Source organism: Rheinheimera muenzenbergensis, assembly GCF_036984005.1.
Lineage (GTDB): Bacteria > Pseudomonadota > Gammaproteobacteria > Enterobacterales > Alteromonadaceae > Alishewanella > Alishewanella muenzenbergensis.
Genome location: NZ_JALAAR010000005.1, coordinates 175,539 through 200,005 on the forward strand (window position 1 = coordinate 175,539; position 24,467 = coordinate 200,005).

The window sequence follows — 24,467 nt, forward strand, 5'->3', positions numbered from 1 at the left end:
AGCGCGCCAGTGTAGCACAGAACCGGCACGCTTTAAGCGGATTTAACCTCAACTTGCTGCGCCGTAGCCGCTGACAAATCACACTGGCGCTTGTTTACTCTGGCGGTGAAATAAGCCAATCGACAGTAACAGCAAACTCAGTGGCAATAAGCACAGATAAAATGCGGTCTGGCCGTTAAAATTAGCAAAGGTATAGCCGGTAACCATAGAGCCGGTAGTGCCGCCCAGCGCCGAGAACACCACTATTAAGCCGGTCATCGGCGCATGTTGTACTTTGGGTAGGGCGCTTAACATGACCGAGTTAATCACCGGATAAATCGGTGCCATAAACAGGCCAATCAGCGGGAACAGGTAAGCCGCTAGCGGTGCGCTGAATAAGCTGACATCCGCATTCAGCGCTATGTTACGCGTTAACGGTAGCGTTAGCAGGATCAGCAGCGCCATAGCGATAAGACAGCCGTTCAGCAGCAGATACCAGGACAACTTTTTTAATACCACACCGGCTAAAATACGTCCCAGCGCTAAACTGGCAGCAAAAATACTGGTTAGCTGCACGCTTAGTTGGTTGGGTAACCGCAGCACTTCGTTGTTAAAGGTCGGCAGCCAGCTGCCTATGCCTTGCTCAATCAGCACGTATAAAAACGCCGACAAGACAAACACAAACACCAGCGGTTTATATACCAGTTGCAGCATGGCGATAAAATCCTGCCGCAGCGGCTGGGTTGGCGGCAACACCAATTTAGGAAACGGCGTGCTGCTCAGTAACGCCAGATTCGCCGCACACAGCAGCGCCAGTAGCCAGTACACCTGCAACCAGCCGCTGGACTGCGGTGCGGCTGGGTCCATAAAAGCCGAAAACAGCCAATAGCCTGACAATACACCGAGCATAAAGCCGCCTTCGATAAAATTCAGCAAGGAGGCATGCTCGGTCTTGGTTTCGGTCACCACGCCAATACTGGCATACACCGACACCTTAACCAGTGCAAAGCTGGCACCAACGCTAAGAAACAGCAATTTAGTGGTCCAGAACGCCGGTAGCAGCGGCATGGCAATGCAGGCCAGTGTAACCAGCCCCAGCGCAATTTGCAGCGCGGTTTTATAACCCAGCCGCGGCAGATAAGAGGCAATAATAAAAGACACCACAGCGATAGGAATATCTTTAAAGCCTTCCAGCACGCTGGCGGCTTCTTTACTGATTTGATAAGTGTGGATCACCTGCAAAATCACAGTGCCGACACTGTTTAACAAAATGGCGAAGACAAAATAGGTGAGTAGCAGCGACAAGCGTATACGCAAGGTGGCCATAATCCGGTTCTCATTTTGTGCTGTGTGTCACAGCTATAGTTGTTTTACCCTGTTGTTAGTCAGCTTGCTGACTTTTTGCACTATACAACGGTTTTATTGCATATTGCAATCGATTGCAAAAGCTGTATATTAACGCTATTTACTGCAATTGAGTCAGGTGCGCCTTATGTCGTTACATCCCCATGCTGCCGTGCGGCCTTTAACCACAGAGCCCTGGGCTTTAACCGACAACCACTATCAACCGCAGCATTTATTGCTGCAGGAAACCCTGCTCAGCCTGGCCAATGGTTATATCGGCAGCCGTGGTACCTTAGAAGAAGGTGCACCGGCCGGTATTGCCAGCTGCGAAGGCACCTATTTAAACGGCGTTTACAGCAGTGAAGCTATTCATTACGGCGAATCCGCTTACGGCTTTGCCAAAAACAATCACAAAATGCTGCAGGTGGCCAATGGCAAACTGTTACAGCTGAGTGTTGATGGTGACACCTTCAGCGCCGCCAGTGCCGTCAGCCATAGCCGCGTGCTGGATTTACAGCAAGGTGTGCTCAGCCGCCACAGCGAATGGCACAGCAGCAGTGGCAAACAGCTGCGTATTGTCAGCCGGCGTTTTGTGTCGCAAGCCAACCCGCATTTACTGGCAATAGAACTGAGTATTACCGCACTGAACTTCTCCGGCCAGGTTGAACTGAATAGCGGATTGGATGCCGCTTACCCCGGCTTCTGTAAAAAGGACGATCCGCGGGTAGGTGAAATGTCGATCGCCGACAGCTTAACCTTGCTTGGCCAGCAATTTAGTGACGACAACGGCCTGATGTTACATCGTGCCAAAGGTGCTGAGTTTATAGTCGCGGCGGCAACAAGCCATCAGCTGCCAGCCGGTGCCACCTTGCTGATGCAAGACGACAGCCAGAGCAATAAACTGACGCAACAATTTGCCCTGCGGTTAACGCAAGGCGAAACCCAGACACTGCATAAGCTGGTTATTTACTGCCATAGCGCCAATGTTGACGAAAGCGACAGCCTGGGCCAACAAGCGCTGCAGTTACTGCACAATGCCCGCCAGCAGGGCTTTGCCGCCTTACTCAGCGAACATCAACAGTGGTGGCAGCAATACTGGCAGCAGGCAGACGTATCGATAGACGGTGATGTCGCACTGCAGCAAGCGATGCGCTTTAACTTGTTTAGCCTGACACAGTCGGCCGGCCGCAATGGCCAGAGCAATATCGGCGCTAAAGGTTTAACCGGGCCTGGCTATGATGGCCATTATTTTTGGGATACTGAAATTTACGTGGTGCCGGTAATGAGCCTGACCCAGCCGGAGATTGCCCGCCAGTTACTTAGCCAGCGCTACAGCCAACTGGATGCGGCACGTCAGCGCGCCAGGCAGATGTCGCATAGTCATGGTGCCCTGTACCCGTGGCGCACCATTGGTGGTGAAGAGTGCTCGGCGTATTTTCCGGCCGGCACCGCGCAATACCATATTAATGCCGCTATTGCCTATGCCATTCGCAGCTATTACCTTGCCACCGACGACTGGAGCTTTCTGCAGCAGATGGGCGGCGAAATGCTGGTAGAAACCAGCCGGCTATGGCTGCAACTGGGCTTTTTCTCATCGCGCAGCGGTAAGTTTGAAATACATATGGTAACGGGGCCGGACGAATACTCGGCGCTGGTAAATAATAATTTTTATACCAATGCTATGGTGCAATTACAGCTGCGTTTTACGCTTGAGGTCGTCAGCAGGCTGCAGGCAGAACAAAGCCCGCTGTTACAGCAGCTGGGCGTAACCGCAACAGAAATACAGCGATGGCAGCAGGCCGCCGACACTATGTATCTGGCGTTTGACGAGCAACTACAGGTTCACCCGCAGGATGACAGCTTTTTGCAACGCCAGCCGTGGGATTTTGCCAATACCCCGGCCGACAAATATCCGTTATTGCTGCACTATCATCCGCTGGTTATTTACCGTCACCAGGTGTTAAAGCAGGCCGACGTAGTGCTGGCGCTATTGCTGCTGGACGATGCGATACCGCAGGCGCAAAAACAGCGTGATCTGGCCTACTACGAGCCATTAACCACCCATGATTCCAGCTTATCCAGCTGCATTCACAGCATTTTATTTGCTGAAACCGGCGACACCGCCAGGGCACATGAATTTTTTGGCGACAGTGCGCGGATGGACTTAGATAACCACCATGCCAATACCGAATTTGGCGTACATATCGCCTGCATGGCCGGCAGCTGGATGTCGCTGATCATGGGTTTTGCCGGTGTGCGCTCACGCCGCGATGGTTTGTATTTTAACCCGCAGTTGCCGGCGCAATTACCTGGCTTAAGCTTTCGCTTAAATTACCGCGGCCGGGTACTGCAATTTAGTGCCGACCGGCAACACGCCAGTTACCAGTTGCTTAGCGGCGAGCCGTTAACAGTATTTCATGGCAACCAGCCTGTTCAGCTTACTCCTGCCGCTGCGGTTAACAAAACCATTGGAGCAACGCTATGAGCTGTCGCGCAGTGATTTTTGATTTGGATGGTGTGTTAACTGACACCGCCATCTACCATTTTTATGCCTGGAAAGCCTTAGCCGATGCGCTGGGCATTGCTTTTACCGAGCACGACAATGAGCAGCTTAAAGGTGTTGATCGCCTGGGCTCGCTGCGCTGGATTTTACAACAAGGCGGCTTAACGCTGAGCGGGGCCGAAGAGGCGCGGCTGATGCAGCAGAAAAACGCGCATTATCTTGAGCTTATCGACCATATTACACCGGATAACCTCTACCCCGGTGTGGCAGCGTTATTTGCAGATTTAAAGCAGCACGGTATAAAAATTGGCCTGGCGTCAGCCAGTAAAAACGCCGCCTTTGTCGTTGAGCGCTTAGGCATCGCGGCACAGTTTGACTATATTGCCGATGCCAACAACGTCGTAAACAGCAAGCCCGACCCGGAAGTGTTTTTACTCGCCGCCAAAGGGCTGGGTGTGCCGCCTGAACATTGTATTGGTGTCGAAGATGCACTGGCCGGTATAGAAGCGATTAACCGCGCCGGTATGAAAGCCATCGGCATTGGTGATGCAAAGGTGCTAAGTGGAGCGTTAAAGGTGTATCCGACAGTACAGGCGATAACTCTTGTCAACATACAGCGTCATTGTCTTGGGTAGCTGGTTAAATGAAATACTGAATGTGCACAGGATGTGCTGATATGAAGTTGCTCTGGCAAAATCTGCCAGAAACTGTATCCGCCACTCAATGAGAACTGTAGTATATTCGGATAAATTTCTGACAGAAATTACTTAAGCTCCTACCCGTCAATAACCGGTACCTGGCGGCGTTGTATTACATGCCAGTGTTGTTAGAGTACTTTTAGTGACTGTTGCTTTTCTGTCATCATAGGGTGGCCAACCAAAAGGTTGAAATGGCTCCGCTTTATGATGCCATATTCCACTGTACCCCCTGCTTGACGTGACAGAAAAAACTGCCCATCGGCATTCATTCGTTACATTCACGAAATTTCCATTTCCTGCTGATCGGATATATGAGTTCCATTCGTTACATTGGCCTGACTGACTCATTTCCTCATAGTTTGAATCTTGTACATACGTAGTTCCGTCTGCATGTACTTCATATTCAAATTCTGGGGTCACTATTTGTGTCATCGCCGAGTTTTTAGCTAAGTTGCTTGCTGCGTTAGGAGCGAAGCTGAAATCTTCAGCTGCAACACTAAACGAAGCAGCCAGCACTAATACCAAAGTCACTTGTTTCATTATTACCTCCATATGTAATAAACAAATATTGATCGTTAATATTTATAAGTCAAGATATAATTATTGTTAACTTATGAGGTGTTGATAGAGCGCTCTATTAGTCTTGCTGCTTCATGATATGGGACATATTAGCTTGCTCAAAAGCATGCTTAATTGTAATTGGTCTTTACTCGGTCTAAGAAAGCATAGGTAAAGGGGGCAATATTATATATCACCGCGTAAATACCGTTTTAGGTGGCGATAATGTGAGAGCGCAAACTCGATTGCCGTTCAATTAGCTTTACCGGTAACAGCTGTGATGCAGCTTTGCCGCCATTAATCCGGCTTAGCAGTTGTACTACCAGCAATTTACCGCCAGCATGGGTGTCCTGTTTTACTGTGGTCAGTGACGGCGTGCAGTAAGCTGACATCGCAATATCATCAAAGCCTACCAGCGCCACCTGCTGCGGCACCTTAATACCGTGCTCTAGCAACGCTTTCATCGCGCCCATAGCAATGGCATCACTGGCAGCGAATATACCGTCCAGCGTCGCCAGTTGATTAAACAATACCTGTTGTGTCTGCAAATAACCGGCCTGGGCAGTAAAATCAGTGTTCAGTTGCAATGCCGGCTCAGCTTTAATGCTGGCGGCTTGCAAGGCATCCTGGTAACCCAGGTAGCGCATTTCAATTTCGCTATGACGAATATCACCTAAAAAGGCGATGCGCTTACAGCCGCGGCTAAGTAAATGCGACACGGCCAACTGCGCGCCCTGACGGTTATCACTGCCAATTACCGGGAAGCTCTCATTGCCGCTGGCAGCGCCCCACACCACAAAAGGTACGCCGGCATTACTTAATTGCTCAACCCGCTCGTCGTGCTCGCCCTGACCAATAATGATCAGGCCGTCGGCACGTTTGGAATCAAAGTAGTAACTGCGCCAGTCTTTGTCGGTGGTTTTGCTGCTGCTTAGCAGCATATCGTAGCCCTGGTGTGTCAGCTCGTCGGCTATTACACCAAGAATATCCAGCAGAAAGGGGTCGGTGATCGCCTGCTGGGTTTTGGCATCAAACAAAATTATCACGGCGATAGTGTGGCTTTTTTGCGTACGCAAACTGCGCGCAGTGGCATTGACCTTAAACTGATGATCAGCGGCAATTTGCTGCACTTTTTGCCGCGTTTGCGCGTTAATTACCGGGTTATCGCGCAGCGCGCGTGATGCGGTTGATTCCGACACCCCGGCCAGCCGGGCTATATCAGATAAGGTCATAGTTTTTGCCGGTTTAATCGCCACAGTACCTACTTAGTTTCGCCGTAATTTACCGTTATGCAAGCAATAATGCCCTATCAGGCAGCGCCCCGCAACGCCGCCGGCAGGCAGAGTACAGATCTGAAACATTTTCGGCCTGAAACAGTTTTGCAATCGTATGCAAAAACATCAACCACACTATTGCAATCGATTGCAATTTCACCTATGGTTAAATCCGCACGGCACAAGATCGAACAAAAAGTGATTAAAACAACAGCCGCTGTAATCATCGACAGGATAGCAGGAGAACAAAAAATGGTAGCCAAACTTAATAAGATCAGCGCCGCTCTGGCGCTGGTTTGCAGCATGCCCCTTATCGCACAGACCAATACCGACGCCCCCGCCGCAGCAGAGAGCCAGGGTGAAATAGAACAAATAGTGGTTACCGGTAAAGCCAGTGGTATGTCGGGCTTTAAAGTCGACAGCAGTTACGCCATTACCAATGTGTCGGCCGAAAATATCGGCCGGCTGGCACCGAAAAGCACCGCTGAATTATTTACCGTAGTACCGGGTGTGTGGGCAGAAAGCTCTGGCGGTATCGCTGGTGCCAACGTCTTTGTGCGCGGTTTTCCAAGCACTGGTGATGCACCGTTCTTAACTATCCAGCTGAATGGCGCGCCGATTTTTCCGCCGCCAACCTTATCTTTTCTAGAAAACTCATCTATTTTCCGCCTCGATGAAACCGTGCACTTTATGGAAGCGCTGCGTGGCGGCTCTACGCCGGTGTTATCCAACGGCCAGCCGGGTTTAACCACCAACTTTTTGTTAAAAGAAGGCAGTGAAGTCACCGAAGGCCTGGTGAAGTTTTCAACGTCCAGCTATGGCCTGCGCCGGGTAGACGGCGTGGTTAGCGGTGAAATTGCCGACCGGCTTTACGTGATGGCCGGCGGCTATATCAGCAGTTCTGAAGGCCAGCGCGAAACCGGCTTTAACTCAGAAAAAGGCCATCAGTTTACCGTTAACGTTACCAAAGAGCTGGATAACGGCAGTATCAATGTTTACACGCGCCAGACTGATGATCACGGTGTCTGGCATTTGCCGGTTGCACTGAACGTAGCCGGAGTAGATAACGACTACAGCCAAATTGGCCCGAACAACCGACTCGGTAAAATTGCCTATGGCCCGGATGGCGAAGAGCAAAGCTATGACTTTGGCGATGGCCGCGGCTGGAACGGCGGCATTACCGGCGGTACCGTCGATTTAGACTTAACCGACAGCTGGCGTTTAATGTATCGCTTCAGCCATATTGAGGGCGAAGCCAATACCTTTGGTCTGGTACCGGAAGGCGGCGCCACTACGCTAGGCGAAGTAGCGGGCGTGAATGGCCCCGTCACCGGTGTTACCACAGGCGCCAGTTATGATAACGATACCGTGGTGCAGCAAATTGGTCGCTGGGTGGTACTTAAGGATATCGAAGCCTTTACCAATGATATTGCGCTGAGTAAAACCACCGACAATGCGGTATTTACGCTGGGCTATTACGCCACTAACTTCTCAGTGCAGGACTGGTGGTCTATCGGCAACCAATCCTGGCATGTGGTTGAGAAAGGCGGCGAAGCGCTAAGCGGTATCGACTGTAACGACAGCCTGACCACTTGCGGTTGGGACTACGATATAGACGCCACCGGCGATGGCGATACCAGTGCTTTTTACGGCGCGGTGGAATATCAGTTAAACGAACAATGGCGGGTCGATGCAGGCCTGCGCCGCGAGAACCACAAAATCACCTACGTAGTAGATGAAGGCTTAACCGGCGATATCAGCAAAGCGGTAGATTACGATGAAAGTAAAACTGCCTGGACCGCCGGCGTAAACTGGATGTGGCAGCGTAATATGGGGGTATTCGCCCGCGTCAATAAAGGCAACAAGATGCCATTCTTTGATGACTTCCGTGACAACTACGGCGCCTTTGAAAGCGGCGATAAGCTGATTAAAGAAGTGACCCAATATGAGTTCGGCTACAAATGGGCAGAGCAAAACCACAGTATTTATTTAACCTCATTCTACAACGAAGTTGACGGTGAGCTGTTTGTCTCCCGCCCCGGTGCACCGGCTGAAGTACTGACCACCGAAGCCATGGGTATCGAGTTTGATGCCAACTACCGCGCCGACAACGGCTTTGCGGTAAATCTGAACGCCACCGTGCAGGACACCGAAATTACTAATCACCCGGATCCGCTGGTAGTGGGGAATCAGGCGATTCGCCAACCGGACTGGATGCTGCGGGTAACGCCGAGTTACGGCTTTGATGTCGCGGATATGTACGCTACGGTGTACGGCACCCTGGCGTCGGTAAGCGATCGCTTTGGCGACAATGCCAATAGCGTGAATCTGGATGGTTACAGCAAAATCGATTTAGGTCTGCAACTGGATATTACCCAGCAGTTAAAAGCCCAGTTATCGGTAGCCAACCTGACCGATAAAGACGGCATTACTGAAGGTGATCCACGCAGCGCCGGCAGCCCGAACGGCCGCTATATTATGCCGCGCAGTATCGATTTTAGTATCAGCTATACGTTCTGATTTCCCCCCCTGTTCCACCACGTATTGCCCCCGCCTGGTGCGGGGGCTTTTTTATCTGCATTTCACGGGCTAGCGCCTTATTCGCCCCCTACCTATTTTTTAGGGTTGCAATCGCTTGTCGCTGTTCGGCAAATGCCTCAGCAGAAGGCTCAGGCTCGGTTGCCCAGTTCACTTTATTTCCCATCGCTTTATCCCAGCGAAATAGCCAGTGAATGCCGAATTTAAATGCTGGAGTTGGCTGAGAATATATCGGGTGTTGTAGCGTTTGCTCTAAGCTTTGAAACTGATAACCGCGTGATTGCAAGGACAGCAGAATGTTGTCCAAACTATCGGCATTTAATTGATTAACGTGCAGCATCAATATCTGCGGCACTGGCTGGTCAAACATTTTTGCACTGGCGCTGTGGTAAAAATCTAATCGCTGCTCAGTAAATGCCAGATACTGCTGCTGGTAACTATTTGCCGTTGCTAGCTGCTTATTTTGCAGCTTGGCGGTATAGGGCGCATCAAACACGTAATCGGCATTTTCCATCGTTACGGGCACTAGTGTCAGGCCTAACTTTTCCAGGCCCTTATCAAGCAGCTGTTGCGCTGCATTGGTGTCGCCGGCATGCAGGTAAGGTGGGCGAAAAAACTGTTGCTTTTGCTTACCCAACACAGTTTGTGTTGTGGTCGCGCCCTTTTCAATGTCCGCCAGATAGCTGTCTAAATCGGTTTTATGGTAGGAAATATGTGAAAAGGTATGGTTGCCAAGATTATGCCCCTGCTGGTGCCAATCTGCTAACAAAGACTGCAATACTTCGGGGTCGTTTTTAACATGGCCTTCATTCACAAAGCCTGTGGCTTTGATATTATATTTTTTCAGGGTATCCAGTAGTTGTTGGTTGATCTGTTTGACGGATTGCGCCGGTAAAGCAAATTCAGCATGAATAGGGACATCATCAAAGGTAATTGAAATATGCTTAGGATGCGGCTGCTGTGCGCTCACGCCAGCACTGGCAAAACTCGTACAAACGACGATTGATACACTAAGTAACTTTTTAATAAACATAAGTATTTTCTACTTTCTGTGGTCTTTTTAATACTTAGATGAGCGTAAGCGTTATCCATTTTTAAGCAGACAACGCTATTGGCTCACAAACCCGATAAGCTATTTTTATTGCCGCAACGTCTGTACCACCGGCCGGCTTAACAAGGGCCGCACACAAGCCAGCACTATCAGTGTGGTGAGTAGCAATACCGTCAGCAGTGCCACTGTGGCATTCAGCGGCGCGATTTGCAGCTGTGCGGCAAAAGGCAAGCTGACGCCAACCCGGTCGCTTAGTTGCAACAGGCCGAGCGTCAGGATAATGGTCAGCGCATACAGCTGCTGCCGTAGTAGCAGTAACTTCGCAGTGTGGAACCAGGAGTGTAGTGAAGGGCGCGGCATGTTATTGTCCTTGTAATGCGTAAATAGCCGGTTTGCGGATAATGCCCCACACCGACAGCAGCGTGGTCAGGGTGGTGAGCAGCACTATCAACGCCAGTGGCAAGGCAAAGCCGCCGACCGACAGTTCGACCACAAAAGAGCTCTGTTGCAGGCCCAGCCAGAGTGCCACCAGCAGCAAGGCTGCCAGCATCAAACCAGCCGCTACGGGTTTAAGGTTCTCGCCCAGCAATTGGCGTAAAATAGTGCCGGGCCGGGCGCCTATCGCCATTCGCACACCCAGCTCAAAACGACGCAGTTGTACGCTGTAGCTCAGTACGCCGTAAATACCGATGGCAGCCAGTACAAAGCTCAGCAGCACCAGTGAAGTCGTCACCGCAGCGGTCAGCGAACTGCGCAGCAATACCTGATTGGCATTGTGTTCAATGCTATAGATATCCAGAGTGCGTAACTGCGGCGATACTTGTTGTAACAAGGCGTTCAGCGTTTTTTTGTCGATCTGCCGGCCGGGTTTGAGGTGTAACAGCAGATTGTCAGCTGCTCTTGGGCTGTAACTGCGGTAGGGCAGTTCATCGACACCACTGGCGGCTGGCAAATACCGGTTGGCGGTTACCCCGATAATTTCGACTGCCTGGTTGCTACCACTGCGGTATAGCCGTTGTCCCAGCACCTTAGCGTCCGGGCTTAGCTGCTCTGCCAGCGCCTGGTTAATAATCAGCACCGGCGCCTGGCTGGCCACTTCCTGCGCGGTAAAATTGCGCCCTTGCAGCAGTGGCATGTCAAACATCGGCAAATAATGCTGATCGGTGCGGGTTTCACGGCTTTCCAACCGGCTATGCTGCTGGTTTGCATCACGCAGATAGGCGGCAAAGCCAGCGGACACTCCGTTATAACCGACAGGTGCATTGGTACTGAGGGCGGCGTCAGCAATGTCCGGTTGTTGCAGCAATAGTTCGCGAATTTGCAGCAGTTCGCTACTGCGTTGCCTTTCCTGTGCTGCGCGCTGTTCGCTGGATAAATTGGCCGGGCTGGCAGCGATATCTTCCAGCAAAACCTGATAGCGATCAGCAGTGGCAAAGCCAATCTGCTGACGTAATTGTGCCAAGGCATGGGTTAATACCTGAAAGGCACACACCAGTAATACGGCAGCCAGCATCACCTGAGCTGAAATCAGCAACTGGCGGATGCGGCTGCTGATTTGTACACCACTACCTTTGCCACTGCTTTGCAGCTGTTGTTGTAGGGCGCGGTAATTCAGTTGCCGGCTGATCAATTGCGCAAAACCCAGCGTCAGCACTAAACCGACGCTGCAGGCAAACAACAAACTGGCTAAATCCGGCCCCAGTTCCTGCAGCCGGGGTAGCGTTGTAGCGGCATATAATTCCAGCAGCCGATACGCCAGTTGGGCCACTGCCAAAGCCAGCAGTAGTGCAGCGCTCATCAAAACGCATAACTCAGCGAACACCGTCGCGAGTACATGGTGGCGCTGTGCCCCAAGCGCGGCTTGGATGGTCATAGTGCGTTGTTGTCTGGCGGCACGGGATAAAATCAGGTTGGTGATATTGGCACTGGCGATCAGTAATAACACCAGACTGCCGGCCAGCATCCATAACGTGGCCTGACGACTATCACCTTCCAGCACCTGACGCAGCGGCGTGGCATTAAAACGCACGCTAAATTTTGCCCCGGCTTGGTTTGCTGCACTGCGGGCTTGTTGAAACAAGGCATCGAGTTGTAGCCGCACTTCCTGCTCAAAGGCCGGCCGCTCGCTTGCGTTTTTCAGCTGGCTCAGATAATACAGATTGCGGCTCAAACCGCCTGGACTGAGCTGTTGAAATCCTTCATTAAAATCCCACGAAAGCCAGGCATCATGCACAGTGTCCGGGCCAAACAGTTTTGGCTCGGCAAAATCGGCGGCGGCAATACCCACTACGGTAAAGCCAATCTGACCGATTTGAATTTTTTGGCCAAGCAGCGCCGGATCGGCGTTGTATTGGTTGCGCCACAGCCGTTCACTGATCACCGCGACCGGCTGCTGACTGCCAACGTCTTCCTCGCGACTAAAAGCCCTACCATGCAACAGTGGCATCTGATACATCCGCATATAACCTGGCGTGGTGTACACCAGTGGAATGCTGGGAGAATGCGGCAGGTCGCGCAGTGTGGCAAAACCTGAACCGCCATAAAGTGCCTGATCACTGAGTTTATCCGATGGCTTGTGGTAGATCTGCGCTATGACTTTAGGGGTCGCCACCGGCCTATTGATGGAACCATCCGGTTTTAACCAGGCCGCCGTGGCGGCAATTAAGCGATCCTCTTCCGAATAAGGCAAAGGCGCCAATAGAATCTGGAAATTGAGGTTAAACATCGCAATCAGTGTGCCGAGTGTCAGCCCAAGTGTCAGCACCACAGTGGCGGCATAACCCCTGGCTTTGCTCAGCGCATAAAGCGCAGTAGAAAAATCTTTGATAGTCAGCATCTTATTGACCTTGTAATGCATAAATAGCCGGTTTACGGATAATGCCCCAGACTGACAACAGCGATGTCAGCACGGTGAGCAGCACTATCAGCGCCAGTGGCAGGGCAAAACCACCGGCGGAAAGCTCGACCACAAAGCTGCTGTGTTGCAGGCCCAACCACAGTGCCACCAGCAACAAGGCCGCCAGCGCTAAACCCGCAGCAACCGGCTTCAGGTTTTCGCCGAGTAACTGGCTTAAAATTGTCACTGGCCGGGCGCCAATCGCCATTCGCACTCCCAGTTCAAAGCGGCGCAGCTGCACGCTGTAGCTCAGCACACCGTAGATACCGATGGCGGCCAGCAAAAAACTCAGTACTACTAATGATGTGGTTACAGCCGCAGCCAGATAGTTGCTCAGTAACACCCTGGTGACATTGTCTGCAATGCTATGCATATTGGCGGCGCGATAATGCGGTGACACCTGCGCCATCGCCTGGTTAATGGCGGTTTTGTCCAGCTGCATACCGGGTTTTAGCTGCAACTGCAGGCTGGCGGTTGTGCCTAGGTTGCGGGTTAAATAACTGCGGCCGGTTTCTTCTGCTGACCAGGCATCCGGCAAATGATGGTTAGCGCTGACGCCGATAATCTCAAAAGCCAAGCTACCGTTGGTTGAATACAGCCTTTCGCCAAGCGCATTGCCATCTGGCTTAAGTTGCTGCGCCAGTACCTGATTAATAATCACTACCGGGGCTTGTGACGACACTTCCTGCGCAGTGAAGTTACGGCCCTGTACTAGTTTGATGTCGAACAGCGGCAGATAAAACTGGTCGGTGAACACGGCACGGCTGAACAGTTGCTGGTTCGGGCTGTCCGGTGATGCGATAAAGCTGGCTGAGCCATAGTAACCATCAAAAGACACCGGCGGGTAGTTGCTGACCGACACCGCCTGTACTGCCGGGTGTTGCTGCAGTATATCCCGCACCTGCATCAACTCGTCCTTTTGCTGGCGGTATAGCGCACGGCGTTGCTCCGACGGTAAGCTGTCATCTGGTGTGGCGGTAATATTATCAATCGGAATTTGATAGCGATCTGCGCTGGCAAAACCCACCTGCTGGCGCAGCTGTTGCAACGACTGCAACAACACCTGGGCGCTGCAGATCAGCAGCATGGCAGCTAACATCACCTGAGCGGCAATTAATACCTGCCGGGTGCGGCTGCTAATTTGCACGCCACTGCCTTTGCCGCTGCTTTGCAGGTTTTGCTGCAGCGCGCGGTAGTTAATTTGCCGGCTGATAAGCGCAGCAAAACCCAGCGCCAGCAACAGGCTGACAATTGCAGCAAAAGCTAGTGCCGGCCAGTCAAAACCCAGCTCGGCCAGTCTGGGCAGCATGGCACCGGCGTACAGTTGCAGTAAATGGTAAGCGCCCTCGGCGACGATAAACGCCAGCAGCAAAGCGCTGCTCATTAACCAGCTCAGCTCAGCCAGCACTTGCCCGAGTAAATGATGGCGCTGCGCCCCCAGCGCGGCCTGAATACTCATGTTGCGTTGCTGGCGGGCAGCGCGGGACAATAATAAGTTGGTGATATTGGCCGCGGCAATCAGCAATAACAACAGGCTACCGGCCAGCATCCACAAAGTGCGGCTACGGCTGTCACCCTCTAATACTAATCGCAGCGGCTCGGCATTAAATACCAGGCTGCGGCCGGCCTGGCTGGGTAAGGCCGTGATATCGTCCTGATACTGGCTGGCAACTTGCGGCCCTAGCTGCTGCTCAAAGGCCTGGCGTTGGCTGGCGTCTTTCAGTTTGGCCAGGTATAGGTGGGCACCACTGACATCGCCGGCACCAAAGCTACTGCCAACGCTAAAGTCCCAGGGTAGCCAGAGATCATTGCTGCGCCCTGGTCCGGTCAAACGCGGTTCGATAAAGTCGGCAGCGGCGATACCCACCACTTTAAACTGCTGGCTGCCGATATGCACACTACGGCCTACCAGTAATGGGTCAGCGTTATAGTGCTCGCGCCAGAGTTTTTCACTCAGCACCGCCACCGGTTGCTGGCTGCCGACATCTTCTTCAGCACTAAAAGCGCGGCCATGCAGTATCGGCATCTGGTACATGCGCATATAACCTGGCGTGGTGTAGGCAATTTGCACCTGTGGGCTGTGCGGCAAATCGCGCAACGTCATACCGATATAAGAAAAGCTAAACAACGCCTGGTCGCTGAGCTGCTCTGAAGGTTTTTGGTAATACTGGCGGAAAATACTCACCGGCAACAAACGCTGATACATCACTACACCGTCTTTATCCAGCCAGGCGGTACTGCCTACCACCAACTGCTCTTCATCGGCATAAGGCAGCGGCGCGGCTAAAATCTGGTAGTTCAGATTAAACATCGCCACCAGGCTACCAAGCGTCAGGCCCAGCGTTAGGATCACTGTTAGCGTATAGCCTTTGGCTTTACTCAGTGCATACAGCGCGGTAGATAAATCTTTCATGGTAAACATTAAACTATCCTTATGCGGAGCCTGCGCTGCTGTTATCCCACAGCGCCACCAGTAACGTCAGCAGCAGCAAACACAGCGGTTGTAACGCTATAACGCCGAGCCAAAACCAGCCACTAAACGCCAGCATTTAGTGGCCTGCCACCTGACGTAATGGGGCCTGTTGCGCCTGTTGTGATAACGGCGTGCCATCGGCATCCAGAATGCGACCATCCAGCAAATGCAGTTTGCGGCTGGCCATATCGGCGTAGCGCGGGTCGTGCGTTACCATACACAGCGTGGTGCCGTTACTGTTTAGCTCGCTTAGCATATCCATTACCGCATCACCGTTTTTCGAATCCAGGTTACCGGTTGGCTCATCTACCAGCAGCAGTGCCGGGCTGCCGACTAAGGCACGGGCGATGGCAATACGCTGCTGCTGACCACCGGATAACTGATTTGGCCGGTGGCCGGCGCGGTGGCTCATATCGACGGTTTTTAAACACGCCATTACCCGCTCCTGCAGCTCGGCTTTGGGCACTGCATTACGCCGGTAACGCAGCGGCAGGGCGATATTGTCAAATACGGTCAGCTCGTCTATCAGGTTAAATGATTGAAAGATAAAGCCAATTTTTTCATTGCGGATAAAAGCCGCTTCACTGAGGCTTAAACCGCTGACTTCCTGGCCTTCAATCTGGTAACTGCCTTCGGTTGGCATATCCAACAAGCCCAGCAGGGACAACAAGGTAGACTTACCGCAGCCAGACGGGCCGCAAATAGAGACGAAATCACCGGCAAAGATCTGCAAATCAATGCCGCGTAAGGCGTGGGTTTCCATTTCATCGGTGGCAAATACCTTGGTAATGCCGCGCATACTGATTTTTTGTTGTTGCATGTTATTTCCTTAATATTGTTCCGTGCTTACTGCAGTTGAATCAGCTCTGCATCGCGAAAGGTGGCCATATCAGACAGCACAAAGGTGTCGCCTTGCTGCGCGCCGCTGGTAATTTGTAAATAACGGCCGGCATCGTCGCCAAACTGCAGCTCAGTGGCAGACAAAGCGCGGCCCTCAGCGGTAACTTTAAATAACCGGCTGCTGCTATGGCTTTGCACATTCACCGGCCGTTCCAGATACAGGGTGTCGGTTAGCTGGGCGGTAAAAATTTGCGCGTCGATATTCAGCTCCGGCCGCGCTGAGGCCGGTACGCCTTCGGTAAAGGCCAGCTCGACTTCGATAGTGCCTTCGCGCACTTCCGGCGTAATGCGGGTCACCACAGCGGCCACCCGTTCACGCCGGGTGTTAATTTGTGCGGTCTGGCCAATTTGCAGCTGCTCGGCACGTGATTGCGATACCCGCACCAGCGCCAGTAAGTCTTTGTCGCTGCCGACTAATGCCAACTCCTGGCCAGCCACAACACTTTGGCCCAGCTCTACCGGTAGCCGTTGCAGCACGCCTTCCATACCGGCGCGCACTGTTAAGCGTTCCGCCCGTTGCTGCATAGTAAGGTAACGGGTTCGCGCCTGGTTAATTTGCTCCTGCTGAATAATCTCTGCCTGAGCAATAACATCATCCAACTGTGCCAGTCGTTGCTGTTGCAAGTCCAGCCGTTGTTGCATTTGCTGTTGTTGCAGCACTGTGGTTTGGTAACTCAGTGACGACACCACACCATCGGCGACCAGTTGCTGCTCGGCATTGCGTCTTAAGGTTACCATTTGTAAATTGGCATCCAGCTCAGCCATTACGGCTTGCTCGGCTAACCGCTCGCGCTGATTAGCCAGTTTCAGCCGTTTCAGATTGGCTTCTTCCTGTGCCAGCGCCATGGCCGCCGCTTCGACTTCCTGCAGTAACTCGGGGTTGCTCAGCTGCAAAATAATGCTGTCGGCACTGACCTGAGCGCCTGGCCGCAGCAACACCTGCTGCACGGTGGCGCTGGTTAGCGCGGTCAGCAGGGTTTGTTTGTCGGAGCGCAGTACGCCATAAGCATCGACACTGACTTGCAAGTCGCCACGCTGCACCTGTGCCAGCAGTAACGCAGACCGGTCGGCTTTATGCTGATAGCCGGGCGAGGCCCACAGGCTGCCCAGCAGCGTCAGGCTGGCCAGCGCGCTAAGCACCAGCAGCGGTTTTTTCCAGCGCGGTTTGGTATTTACTTTTTTTACGTCCATTGCATTTCTCTGTAGTAACAAGTGGCAGTGTACGGTAACGGCCTGCCATGGCAGAGCAATGCTTGTGCCAACAATTTAAAGTGTTGATATATAATAATTAATTTAGTTTTAGTGTTGCGATTTATGGCTATGGCGTCCGGTTTCGGACGCGCTATTCCGGTTTCGGACGCTTATTACAGAGTACTCAGCTGCCAGTATCAGCCGCTTGCCAGGGTAAGCTGATGGTGGCGCAGCAACCCTGCTGGCCATCGCTGCGCGCTTGCAGTGTCAGCTCGCCGGCTAGCTGGCGCACTATATGGCGGCACAGCTGCAAGCCGATGCCCTGGCCCTGGGCTTTGGTGGTGTAAAACGGCACAAACAGGTCCCGGCTGTTACTGATGCCTTGGCCGCTGTCGTTAATGCTGATGTGCAGTTGGTTATGCTGGCGGGCAAACTGCAGCAGTACTGTACCCGGCGGGCTGCCGGCTTCAATGGCGTTTTTAATCAGGTTAATCAGCACCTGTTGCAATAAGGTGGCGTCTGAGTAAAACCGCAAACTCAGCCCGCTGCCTTGTAAGTTGGCATCGCTGAACAGTGGTTGCAGCGCGGCAAATAAATCGCCAGCGCACAGTGGTTGCAGGTTAATACTCAGCGGTTTATTCAGCTCGCTGTAGCGGCTGACAAAGTCCTGCAAATGCTGGCTGCGTTGGTGGATCACCTGCAGCGCCTGCTGATCACGCTCTGCCGTCAGTTTAGGTCGTAATTGCTCGGACAATGCCAGCACCGGCGTGAGCGAATTGCGGATCTCATGGCTAAGCACACGGATCAGTTGCTGCCAGGCCTCTAACTCGGTATCACGCAACGCTGCCTGAATATTAATAAACACCAGCAACTGATGGCGCTGGCCCTGATCCATAAAGCGGCTATGGCGAATTTGCCACTGTCGCTGGCGCTCGCTGTCGGCAAAATGCCAGTGCGGCTCGCTGTGTAAGCCTAAACGCTGCGCCGACGCCTTACGCAAACTTTGCCAGGGCTGGCCAAATAAGCTGTCAAATTCAGCGTTGGCGTAACTCAGTTGCTGCTTGTGATCGAATACCAGAATGGGGGTATTGAGTTGGTCAATCAGCCGGTACAGTAAAAACTGCTGTTCATCAAAAAAGCTTTTGCGTTGTTGCAACTGGCTGCTGAGTTGCTGTAACTGCTGCTGAAAGCTGGCGGCAATACCGGTTTGATAAGCCGCTTTCGCCTGCAGGCTGTAATCCTGGTTATGCATCGCTTCCAGTTGTACGCTGGCGCGGTTAAAGGCTGCAAGCATTTGCCTGCGCCGGGCAAACTGCCATTTATTCAACAGCAACCAGGCCGGGACTAACAGCAGCCATAGCCACCATTGGCCAAACCATAACCCGGCCAGCACAACAGCGGCAAGTGAGCATAGCAACAAGCCAATGCTAAGGATTAAGCTGTGGCGCTCCAGCGAAGCCGGGCGTTTATTTATCCAGACCATACTTTTCCAGCCGGCGGTATAACGACGATTTGGTAATACCCAGCTGCTCTGCCGCGCGTTGCTTATTGGCCGGGAACTGCGCCAGTGCCTGGCGGATCAGCTGTAATTCAGCTTGCTCCAGCGTCATTTGCTCCAGTGCTATTGGCGCTGGCTGGCCGTTGGCAGTATTGATTGCTGCCGGCAGCGCCAGTGCCAAATCGCTGCTGTCAATTTTCCCGCTTTGACACAGCAACACCGCGCGCTCGATGGCATGGCTCAGCTCGCGCACATTACCCGGCCAGGCATACTGGCGCAGCGCTGTTTCGGCCGTCGCGGTTAACTGTAAGCCGTGCTTCTGATAACGGCTGCCGTGTTGCTGCAAAAAATAGCGGCACAGCGGTATGATATCGTCCGGCCGTTGCCGCAAGGCGGGCACAGTAAATTGCAGTGTATTCAGCCGGTAATACAGATCCTGGCGAAACTGACCAGCGGCCAGCAGCGCAGCAAAATCGGCATTGCTGGCGCTGATTAGCCGTACATTGGCTTGCTCGGTCAGGCTGCTGCCCACCACTTCATACTGGCCGGACTCCAGCACGCGCAATAACTTGGCCTGCTGGTTTAATGGCAGCGTGGCAATTTCATCCAGAAACAGGCTGCCGCCCTGTGCCAGCGCAAAGCGGCCGACTCTTGCCTCTTTGGCATCGGTAAAGGCGCCTTTTTTATGGCCAAACATTTCGCTTTCAAACAGGCTGTCGACAATGGCGCCCATATTGACGCTGATAAAGGCGGCACTGGCGCGCTGTGATTTGTTATGAATAAACTGCGCCAGCTGGGTTTTGCCGCTGCCGTTTTCACCGGTGAGCAAAATGTTGGCATCGCTGCGCGCCACCTCTGTCAGTTGCTGCAGTAGCCGTTGCATTGCTTCGCTATGTGCCAGTAGCGGGCTGGCCGGATCGGCAAAGGCGGCCGACAGTTGTTTGTTATGTTGCTGCAGTTGCGCCAGTTTTAGTTGCTGGCGGATCACCTGCAACAGCCGCTGGTTATGCCAGGGCTTTTCAATAAAATCGCCGGCGCCCAGTTGCATCGCCTGCACCACCAGCGCGGTATTCGACCAGGCGGTCATCGCCACCAGCGGCACTTTACTGCCTTGCTGCTGCAGCCAGCGCAAAAACTGCAGGCCTTCCTCCCCAGAGGTAGTATCGAGGCTGAAATTCATATCCAGCAGGATCAAATCAGCATTGGTCTCTCTGCTATCGCTCTGGCTCAGATACGCCATCGCCTGGGTCGGGTTTTCCAATTCCACCACGTTAAAACCGGCATCTTCCAGCACAAAACGCGCCGAAAAGCGGATTTCCTTATTATCTTCAATAACTAAAATGCTGGCCTGCATTGGCATGTCCTTATCTGAGAGCGCGCGCCGCCATACAATAAACGCAAAGCTTAGCTACCGCCAGCAGCGGTTAATATTTAGCAGCAGGTTTTTTCTTGCTGTTGCATAGTGTATATTTGTACAGCCTCCATGCCTTCACAGCTGATAACCGGAAACCAAAATGGATAAAATCGATATTCGCGGCGCCCGTACCCACAACCTGAAAAACATCTCGCTGACCATACCGCGCGATAAGCTGATCGTGATCACCGGCTTATCAGGCTCCGGTAAATCGTCGCTGGCGTTTGATACGCTGTACGCTGAAGGCCAGCGCCGTTATGTCGAGTCGTTATCGGCTTATGCGCGGCAGTTTTTAAGTTTGATGGAAAAGCCCGATGTCGACCATATTGAAGGCTTATCGCCGGCGATTTCAATCGAACAAAAATCCACCTCGCATAACCCGCGCTCTACGGTCGGCACCATTACTGAAATTTACGATTACCTGCGTTTGTTGTTTGCCCGTGTCGGCGAGCCGCGCTGCCCAACGCATGATTTACCGCTGGCGGCACAAACCATCAGCGAAATGGTCGACAAGGTTACGGCTTTCCCGGAAGGCACCAAATTAATGGTGTTAGCGCCTGTAGTGCAGGAGCGCAAAGGTGAACACGTTAAAACGCTGGAAACCTTAGCCGCGCAGGGCTATATCCGCGCCCGTATCGATGGCGAAGTCTGTGATTTATCCGACCCGCCAACGCTGGACTTACATAAAAAGCACACCATTGAAGTGGTGATCGACCGCATTAAAGTGCGCGATGATATTAAAACCCGGCTGGCTGAATCGTTTGAAACCGCGCTCAGTTTATCCGGTGGTGTGGCCAAGGTGGCACTGATGGACGAGCCCGATGCAGCCGAACTGGTGTTTTCGGCTAACTTTGCCTGCCCCAGCTGTGGTTATTCGATGGTCGAGCTGGAGCCGCGGCTGTTTTCGTTTAACAACCCGGCCGGTGCCTGCCCCAGCTGTGATGGTTTAGGTGTTAAGCAGTATTTTGATCCGAATAAAGTCATTGTCAGTGATGAGCTAAGCCTGGCCGGCGGCGCGATACGCGGCTGGGATAAGCGTAATTTCTATTATTTTCAGATGTTAAAGTCGTTAGCCGAGCATTACGGCTTTGCACTGGATGTGCCCTTTAACAGCCTGAAAAAAAATCAGCAGGACGCCATTTTACGCGGCAGCGGCACTACGGTAATTGATTTTAAATACTTAAACGATCGCGGCGATATCGTGCAGCGCAGCCACCCGTTTGAAGGCATTTTGCCGAATATGGAGCGGCGCTATCGCGAAACGGAGTCAAATTCGGTGCGCGAAGAGTTAAGCAAATATCTGGCGCATCAATCCTGCCCCAGTTGTAACGGTACCCGCTTGCGCGAAGAAGCGCGGTATGTGTTTATCGGTAAGGTAAACCTGCCAGAAATTGTCGAGTTATCGATTGGCGACTGTATGGCGTTTTTCCAGCAGTTGGCATTAACCGGCCAGAAAGCGCAAATAGCGGAAAAAGTACTAAAAGAAATTCAGGACCGTTTAAGCTTTTTGGTCAATGTTGGCCTGAATTACCTGAATTTATCGCGCAGTGCCGAAACCCTCTCCGGCGGCGAAGCACAACGTATCCGACTGGCCAGCCAGATTGGTGCCGGTTTAGTCGGCGTAATGTACGTGCTGGACGAGCCGTCTATCGGCTTGCACCAGCGCGATAACGATCGCCTGCTGGGCACCCTTACCCACCTGCGTGATTTAGGTAATACCGTGATCGTGGTAGAACATGATGAAGACGCGGTACGGATGGCCGATCATATTATCGATATCGGCCCCGGTGCCGGCGTACATGGCGGTAATATTGTCGCCCAGGGTACGCTGGCGCAGGTAATGGCGGCACCGGACTCGTTAACCGGCCAGTATTTAGCCGGCACGCGTAAAATCGAGGTACCGCAAAAACGGCATAAGCCGGGCAAAAAGTGGCTGGAGGTATTAGGCGCCAGTGGCAATAACTTAAAAGATGTCGATATTGCCATTCCGTTTGGCTTAATGACCTGCATCACCGGGGTGTCCGGCTCGGGCAAATCGACGCTTATCAACGATACGCTGTTCCGGGTGGCGCACCGGGTGCTGAACAAAGGCGAGGGCGACGATCCGGCACCACACCGCGAGATTAAAGGCCTGGATCACTTTGATAAAGTTATCGATATCGATCAAAGTCCGATAGGCCGCACGCCGCGCTCGAACGCCGCCACCTACACCGGCATTTTTACCGCCGTGCGCGAGTTATTTGCCGGTACCCAGGAAGCGCGCTCACGCGGTTATCAGGTTGGCCGTTTTAGTTTCAACGTTAAAGGCGGCCGCTGCGAAGCCTGTCAGGGCGATGGTGTTATTAAAGTAGAAATGCACTTTTTACCCGATGTCTATGTGCCGTGCGATGTCTGTAAGGGCAAACGTTATAACCGCGAAACGCTGGAGATCAAATACAAAGGCAAAAATATCCACGAAGTGCTGGATATGACAGTCGAAGACGCACTGGCATACTTCGAAGCCATACCGGCGATTAACCGCAAGCTGCAAACCCTGCTGGATGTCGGCCTGTCTTATATCAAACTGGGGCAGTCGGCCACCACCTTATCCGGCGGTGAAGCGCAACGGGTAAAACTGGCGCGTGAGCTAAGCAAACGCGACACCGGTAAAACGCTGTACATACTGGACGAACCCACGACCGGCCTGCACTTTTACGATATTCAGCAACTGCTGAATGTACTGCACCGCCTGCGTGACCACGGCAACAGTATCGTCGTAATCGAGCATAACCTGGATGTGATAAAAACTGCCGACTGGATCATCGACTTAGGCCCGGAAGGCGGCAGTGGCGGTGGTGAAATCCTGATCGCCGGTACACCAGAGCAGGTCGCCGCCTGTGAAAAGTCCTACACCGGGCATTATCTAAAGCCACTGCTCGGCTAAGGTGCAATCATAGTGACAGCTAAAGATACATCATTGCAAAAGTCCCAAAATGGGACTATGATTGCGCTATGAGAATCATTGCGCTCTCTACGTTAAAAGCATTCTGGCAAGATAGCCCGGAATACAATGATGCAAAAGAACCTATTCTTGCCTGGCATCGATACGTGTTAAGTGCAAACTGGCAGTCGCCTGCAGATGTAAAACAGGATTTCAGGCATGCCAGTATTCTCAAAGATGGCAGAGTAGTATTCAACATAGCCGGAAATAAGTACCGGCTGGTCGTGTGGATAAACTATGCCTACAAAGTCGTTTATGTGCGATTTGTCGGCACTCATAGTCAATATGACGAAATTGATGTGCAAACCATTTAACCGCCGGAGTAGCAATGATGGATATTAAACCTATCAAAAACGAAGCCGACTACCGTGCGGCACTGCAAGTGGTTGAGCAACTGATGCTGGCGCAGCCAGACACGGCAGAAGGTGAAAAGCTGGACGTGATGGTTACGCTGATCGAAGCCTATGAAGCAAAGCATTTCCCGATGGATTTACCCGATCCGGTTGAGGCAATTAAGTTTGAAATGGAACGCAAAGGCTTAACAGTAAAAGATCTTGAGCCGATGATCGGCAAAAGTAACCGCGTTTATGAGATCCTGAATTACAAACGTTCATTAACCCTGAAAATGATCTGGCGGCTACACCAGGGCTTGGGCATACCGGCAGAGTCGCTAATTAAACCGCCGGTAAACCAGTCAAATTAAAGCCAGCGTCGCACGCTTTTGCAGTAAGCCTGATACTCATTACCGAATTTCTGCAATAAATGCCGCTCTTCCGGCACTATCTGAAACTTATTCATATACCACACAAACAGCGGCAGTAATGCCAAAGCTGCCACGCTGGTTAAGTAAAACGCCCAGGCCATTAACAACAATAAAAAGCCAACATACATAGGGTTGCGGCTATAACGGTAAATGCCGCGAACAACCAGGCTGGAGCTTTGCTCTGGCACCCGCGGGTCTACCGTAGTATTCGCCCGGCGAAATGCCAACACACCGGCCAGCGCAATGGCAGCGCCGGCAGCAGCAAAAACACCTGCCAATATCAGCCGCCAACCAACCGGCAGCGCTAAAGCGGGTAGCCACGGCGTCACTACCCACATCGCCAAAGCAAATAACGCTACTAACACCACAGGGGGGATTTTAAGTTCTAATGCTTGCATCAATTCTTC

At 52.4% G+C, this 24,467-nt stretch carries 18 protein-coding genes; 6 read left to right on the plus strand and 12 right to left on the minus strand.

Annotated elements, in window-relative coordinates; all coding sequences use genetic code 11:
- Positions 1 to 78: 78 nt before the first annotated feature.
- On the minus strand, positions 79 to 1,305 hold the full coding sequence (locus MN202_RS08065) for an MFS transporter (RefSeq protein ID WP_335735587.1): 1,227 nt from the start codon (positions 1,303 to 1,305) through the stop codon (positions 79 to 81).
- A 166-nt stretch (positions 1,306 to 1,471) separates the two neighbouring features.
- On the opposite strand from MN202_RS08065, the gene MN202_RS08070 reads away from it, so the two are divergent.
- Complete coding sequence (locus MN202_RS08070; RefSeq protein ID WP_335735588.1) at positions 1,472 to 3,808, plus strand: glycoside hydrolase family 65 protein; 2,337 nt, start codon at positions 1,472 to 1,474, stop codon at positions 3,806 to 3,808.
- The gene (pgmB, locus tag MN202_RS08075; protein WP_335735589.1) at positions 3,805 to 4,461 is read left to right on the plus strand and encodes a beta-phosphoglucomutase; all 657 of its coding nucleotides are present in this window, start codon (positions 3,805 to 3,807) and stop codon (positions 4,459 to 4,461) included. The genes MN202_RS08070 and pgmB overlap by 4 nt, the downstream gene beginning before the upstream one ends.
- A 147-nt stretch (positions 4,462 to 4,608) precedes the next feature.
- Here the strand turns inward: pgmB and MN202_RS08080 are convergent, their stop codons facing one another.
- Both MN202_RS08080 and MN202_RS08085 read right to left on the minus strand, forming a co-directional pair.
- Positions 4,609 to 5,064, minus strand: coding sequence for a hypothetical protein (locus MN202_RS08080; protein WP_335735590.1), 456 nt, complete (start codon positions 5,062 to 5,064; stop codon positions 4,609 to 4,611).
- 230 nt (positions 5,065 to 5,294) lie between these two features.
- Entirely contained in the window at positions 5,295 to 6,314 is a 1,020-nt protein-coding gene (locus MN202_RS08085; protein WP_335735591.1) for a LacI family DNA-binding transcriptional regulator, read from the minus strand.
- 294 nt (positions 6,315 to 6,608) lie between these two features.
- Here MN202_RS08085 and MN202_RS08090 point away from each other — a divergent pair, with 294 nt between their 5' ends.
- Entirely contained in the window at positions 6,609 to 8,876 is a 2,268-nt protein-coding gene (locus tag MN202_RS08090) for a TonB-dependent receptor (protein WP_335735592.1), read from the plus strand.
- A gap of 88 nt (positions 8,877 to 8,964) precedes the next feature.
- On the opposite strand, the gene MN202_RS08095 is transcribed toward MN202_RS08090, so the two are convergent.
- From MN202_RS08095 to MN202_RS08130, 8 genes are all read right to left on the minus strand, one after another.
- Positions 8,965 to 9,864 (minus strand): polysaccharide deacetylase family protein, encoded by a 900-nt coding sequence (locus tag MN202_RS08095; protein ID WP_335735593.1) that lies wholly within the window; start codon positions 9,862 to 9,864, stop codon positions 8,965 to 8,967.
- A gap of 168 nt (positions 9,865 to 10,032) precedes the next feature.
- Positions 10,033 to 10,305, minus strand: a complete 273-nt coding sequence (locus MN202_RS08100) for a hypothetical protein (RefSeq protein ID WP_335735594.1) — start codon at positions 10,303 to 10,305, stop codon at positions 10,033 to 10,035.
- Position 10,306: 1 nt separating this feature from the next.
- Complete coding sequence (locus MN202_RS08105; RefSeq protein WP_335735595.1) at positions 10,307 to 12,781, minus strand: ABC transporter permease; 2,475 nt, start codon at positions 12,779 to 12,781, stop codon at positions 10,307 to 10,309.
- Between the two features lies 1 nt (position 12,782).
- Positions 12,783 to 15,263, minus strand: a complete 2,481-nt coding sequence (locus MN202_RS08110) for an ABC transporter permease (RefSeq protein WP_335735596.1) — start codon at positions 15,261 to 15,263, stop codon at positions 12,783 to 12,785.
- A gap of 127 nt (positions 15,264 to 15,390) precedes the next feature.
- The gene (locus MN202_RS08115; RefSeq protein ID WP_335735597.1) at positions 15,391 to 16,134 is read right to left on the minus strand and encodes an ABC transporter ATP-binding protein; all 744 of its coding nucleotides are present in this window, start codon (positions 16,132 to 16,134) and stop codon (positions 15,391 to 15,393) included.
- 26 nt (positions 16,135 to 16,160) lie between these two features.
- Positions 16,161 to 17,405, minus strand: a complete 1,245-nt coding sequence (locus MN202_RS08120; RefSeq protein ID WP_335735598.1) for an efflux RND transporter periplasmic adaptor subunit — start codon at positions 17,403 to 17,405, stop codon at positions 16,161 to 16,163.
- 184 nt (positions 17,406 to 17,589) lie between these two features.
- Positions 17,590 to 18,888, minus strand: a complete 1,299-nt coding sequence (locus MN202_RS08125) for a sensor histidine kinase (protein ID WP_335735599.1) — start codon at positions 18,886 to 18,888, stop codon at positions 17,590 to 17,592.
- Positions 18,872 to 20,257, minus strand: a complete 1,386-nt coding sequence (locus MN202_RS08130; RefSeq protein ID WP_335735600.1) for a sigma-54-dependent transcriptional regulator — start codon at positions 20,255 to 20,257, stop codon at positions 18,872 to 18,874. The genes MN202_RS08125 and MN202_RS08130 overlap by 17 nt, the downstream gene beginning before the upstream one ends.
- A gap of 160 nt (positions 20,258 to 20,417) precedes the next feature.
- Between MN202_RS08130 and uvrA the strand changes: the two genes are divergently transcribed.
- The 3 genes from uvrA to MN202_RS08145 all read left to right on the plus strand — a co-directional run bounded on the left by uvrA (position 20,418) and on the right by MN202_RS08145 (position 24,000).
- Entirely contained in the window at positions 20,418 to 23,240 is a 2,823-nt protein-coding gene (uvrA, locus tag MN202_RS08135; protein WP_335735601.1) for an excinuclease ABC subunit UvrA, read from the plus strand.
- A gap of 68 nt (positions 23,241 to 23,308) precedes the next feature.
- Entirely contained in the window at positions 23,309 to 23,611 is a 303-nt protein-coding gene (locus tag MN202_RS08140) for a type II toxin-antitoxin system HigB family toxin (RefSeq protein ID WP_335735602.1), read from the plus strand.
- Positions 23,612 to 23,628: 17 nt separating this feature from the next.
- Positions 23,629 to 24,000: a helix-turn-helix domain-containing protein gene (locus tag MN202_RS08145; protein ID WP_335735662.1), complete on the plus strand. Its 372-nt coding sequence runs from the start codon at positions 23,629 to 23,631 to the stop codon at positions 23,998 to 24,000.
- Here MN202_RS08145 and MN202_RS08150 read toward each other — a convergent pair.
- Positions 23,997 to 24,458 (minus strand): methyltransferase family protein, encoded by a 462-nt coding sequence (locus MN202_RS08150; RefSeq protein WP_335735603.1) that lies wholly within the window; start codon positions 24,456 to 24,458, stop codon positions 23,997 to 23,999. The genes MN202_RS08145 and MN202_RS08150 overlap by 4 nt on opposite strands.
- Positions 24,459 to 24,467: the final 9 nt, after the last annotated feature.

What these genes read in the sequence shown, in the direction of transcription:
- MN202_RS08065 (WP_335735587.1), bottom strand. Translation starts at nt 1,305, where the DNA reads ATGGCCACCTTGCGTATACGCTTGTCGCTGCTACTCACCTATTTTGTC.
- MN202_RS08070 (WP_335735588.1), top strand. Translation starts at nt 1,472, where the DNA reads ATGTCGTTACATCCCCATGCTGCCGTGCGGCCTTTAACCACAGAGCCC.
- pgmB (WP_335735589.1), top strand. Translation starts at nt 3,805, where the DNA reads ATGAGCTGTCGCGCAGTGATTTTTGATTTGGATGGTGTGTTAACTGAC.
- MN202_RS08080 (WP_335735590.1), bottom strand. Translation starts at nt 5,064, where the DNA reads ATGAAACAAGTGACTTTGGTATTAGTGCTGGCTGCTTCGTTTAGTGTT.
- MN202_RS08085 (WP_335735591.1), bottom strand. Translation starts at nt 6,314, where the DNA reads ATGACCTTATCTGATATAGCCCGGCTGGCCGGGGTGTCGGAATCAACC.
- MN202_RS08090 (WP_335735592.1), top strand. Translation starts at nt 6,609, where the DNA reads ATGGTAGCCAAACTTAATAAGATCAGCGCCGCTCTGGCGCTGGTTTGC.
- MN202_RS08100 (WP_335735594.1), bottom strand. Translation starts at nt 10,305, where the DNA reads ATGCCGCGCCCTTCACTACACTCCTGGTTCCACACTGCGAAGTTACTG.
- MN202_RS08105 (WP_335735595.1), bottom strand. Translation starts at nt 12,781, where the DNA reads ATGCTGACTATCAAAGATTTTTCTACTGCGCTTTATGCGCTGAGCAAA.
- MN202_RS08110 (WP_335735596.1), bottom strand. Translation starts at nt 15,263, where the DNA reads ATGTTTACCATGAAAGATTTATCTACCGCGCTGTATGCACTGAGTAAA.
- MN202_RS08115 (WP_335735597.1), bottom strand. Translation starts at nt 16,134, where the DNA reads ATGCAACAACAAAAAATCAGTATGCGCGGCATTACCAAGGTATTTGCC.
- MN202_RS08120 (WP_335735598.1), bottom strand. Translation starts at nt 17,405, where the DNA reads ATGGACGTAAAAAAAGTAAATACCAAACCGCGCTGGAAAAAACCGCTG.
- MN202_RS08125 (WP_335735599.1), bottom strand. Translation starts at nt 18,888, where the DNA reads ATGGTCTGGATAAATAAACGCCCGGCTTCGCTGGAGCGCCACAGCTTA.
- MN202_RS08130 (WP_335735600.1), bottom strand. Translation starts at nt 20,257, where the DNA reads ATGCAGGCCAGCATTTTAGTTATTGAAGATAATAAGGAAATCCGCTTT.
- uvrA (WP_335735601.1), top strand. Translation starts at nt 20,418, where the DNA reads ATGGATAAAATCGATATTCGCGGCGCCCGTACCCACAACCTGAAAAAC.
- MN202_RS08140 (WP_335735602.1), top strand. Translation starts at nt 23,309, where the DNA reads ATGAGAATCATTGCGCTCTCTACGTTAAAAGCATTCTGGCAAGATAGC.
- MN202_RS08145 (WP_335735662.1), top strand. Translation starts at nt 23,629, where the DNA reads ATGGATATTAAACCTATCAAAAACGAAGCCGACTACCGTGCGGCACTG.
- MN202_RS08150 (WP_335735603.1), bottom strand. Translation starts at nt 24,458, where the DNA reads ATGCAAGCATTAGAACTTAAAATCCCCCCTGTGGTGTTAGTAGCGTTA.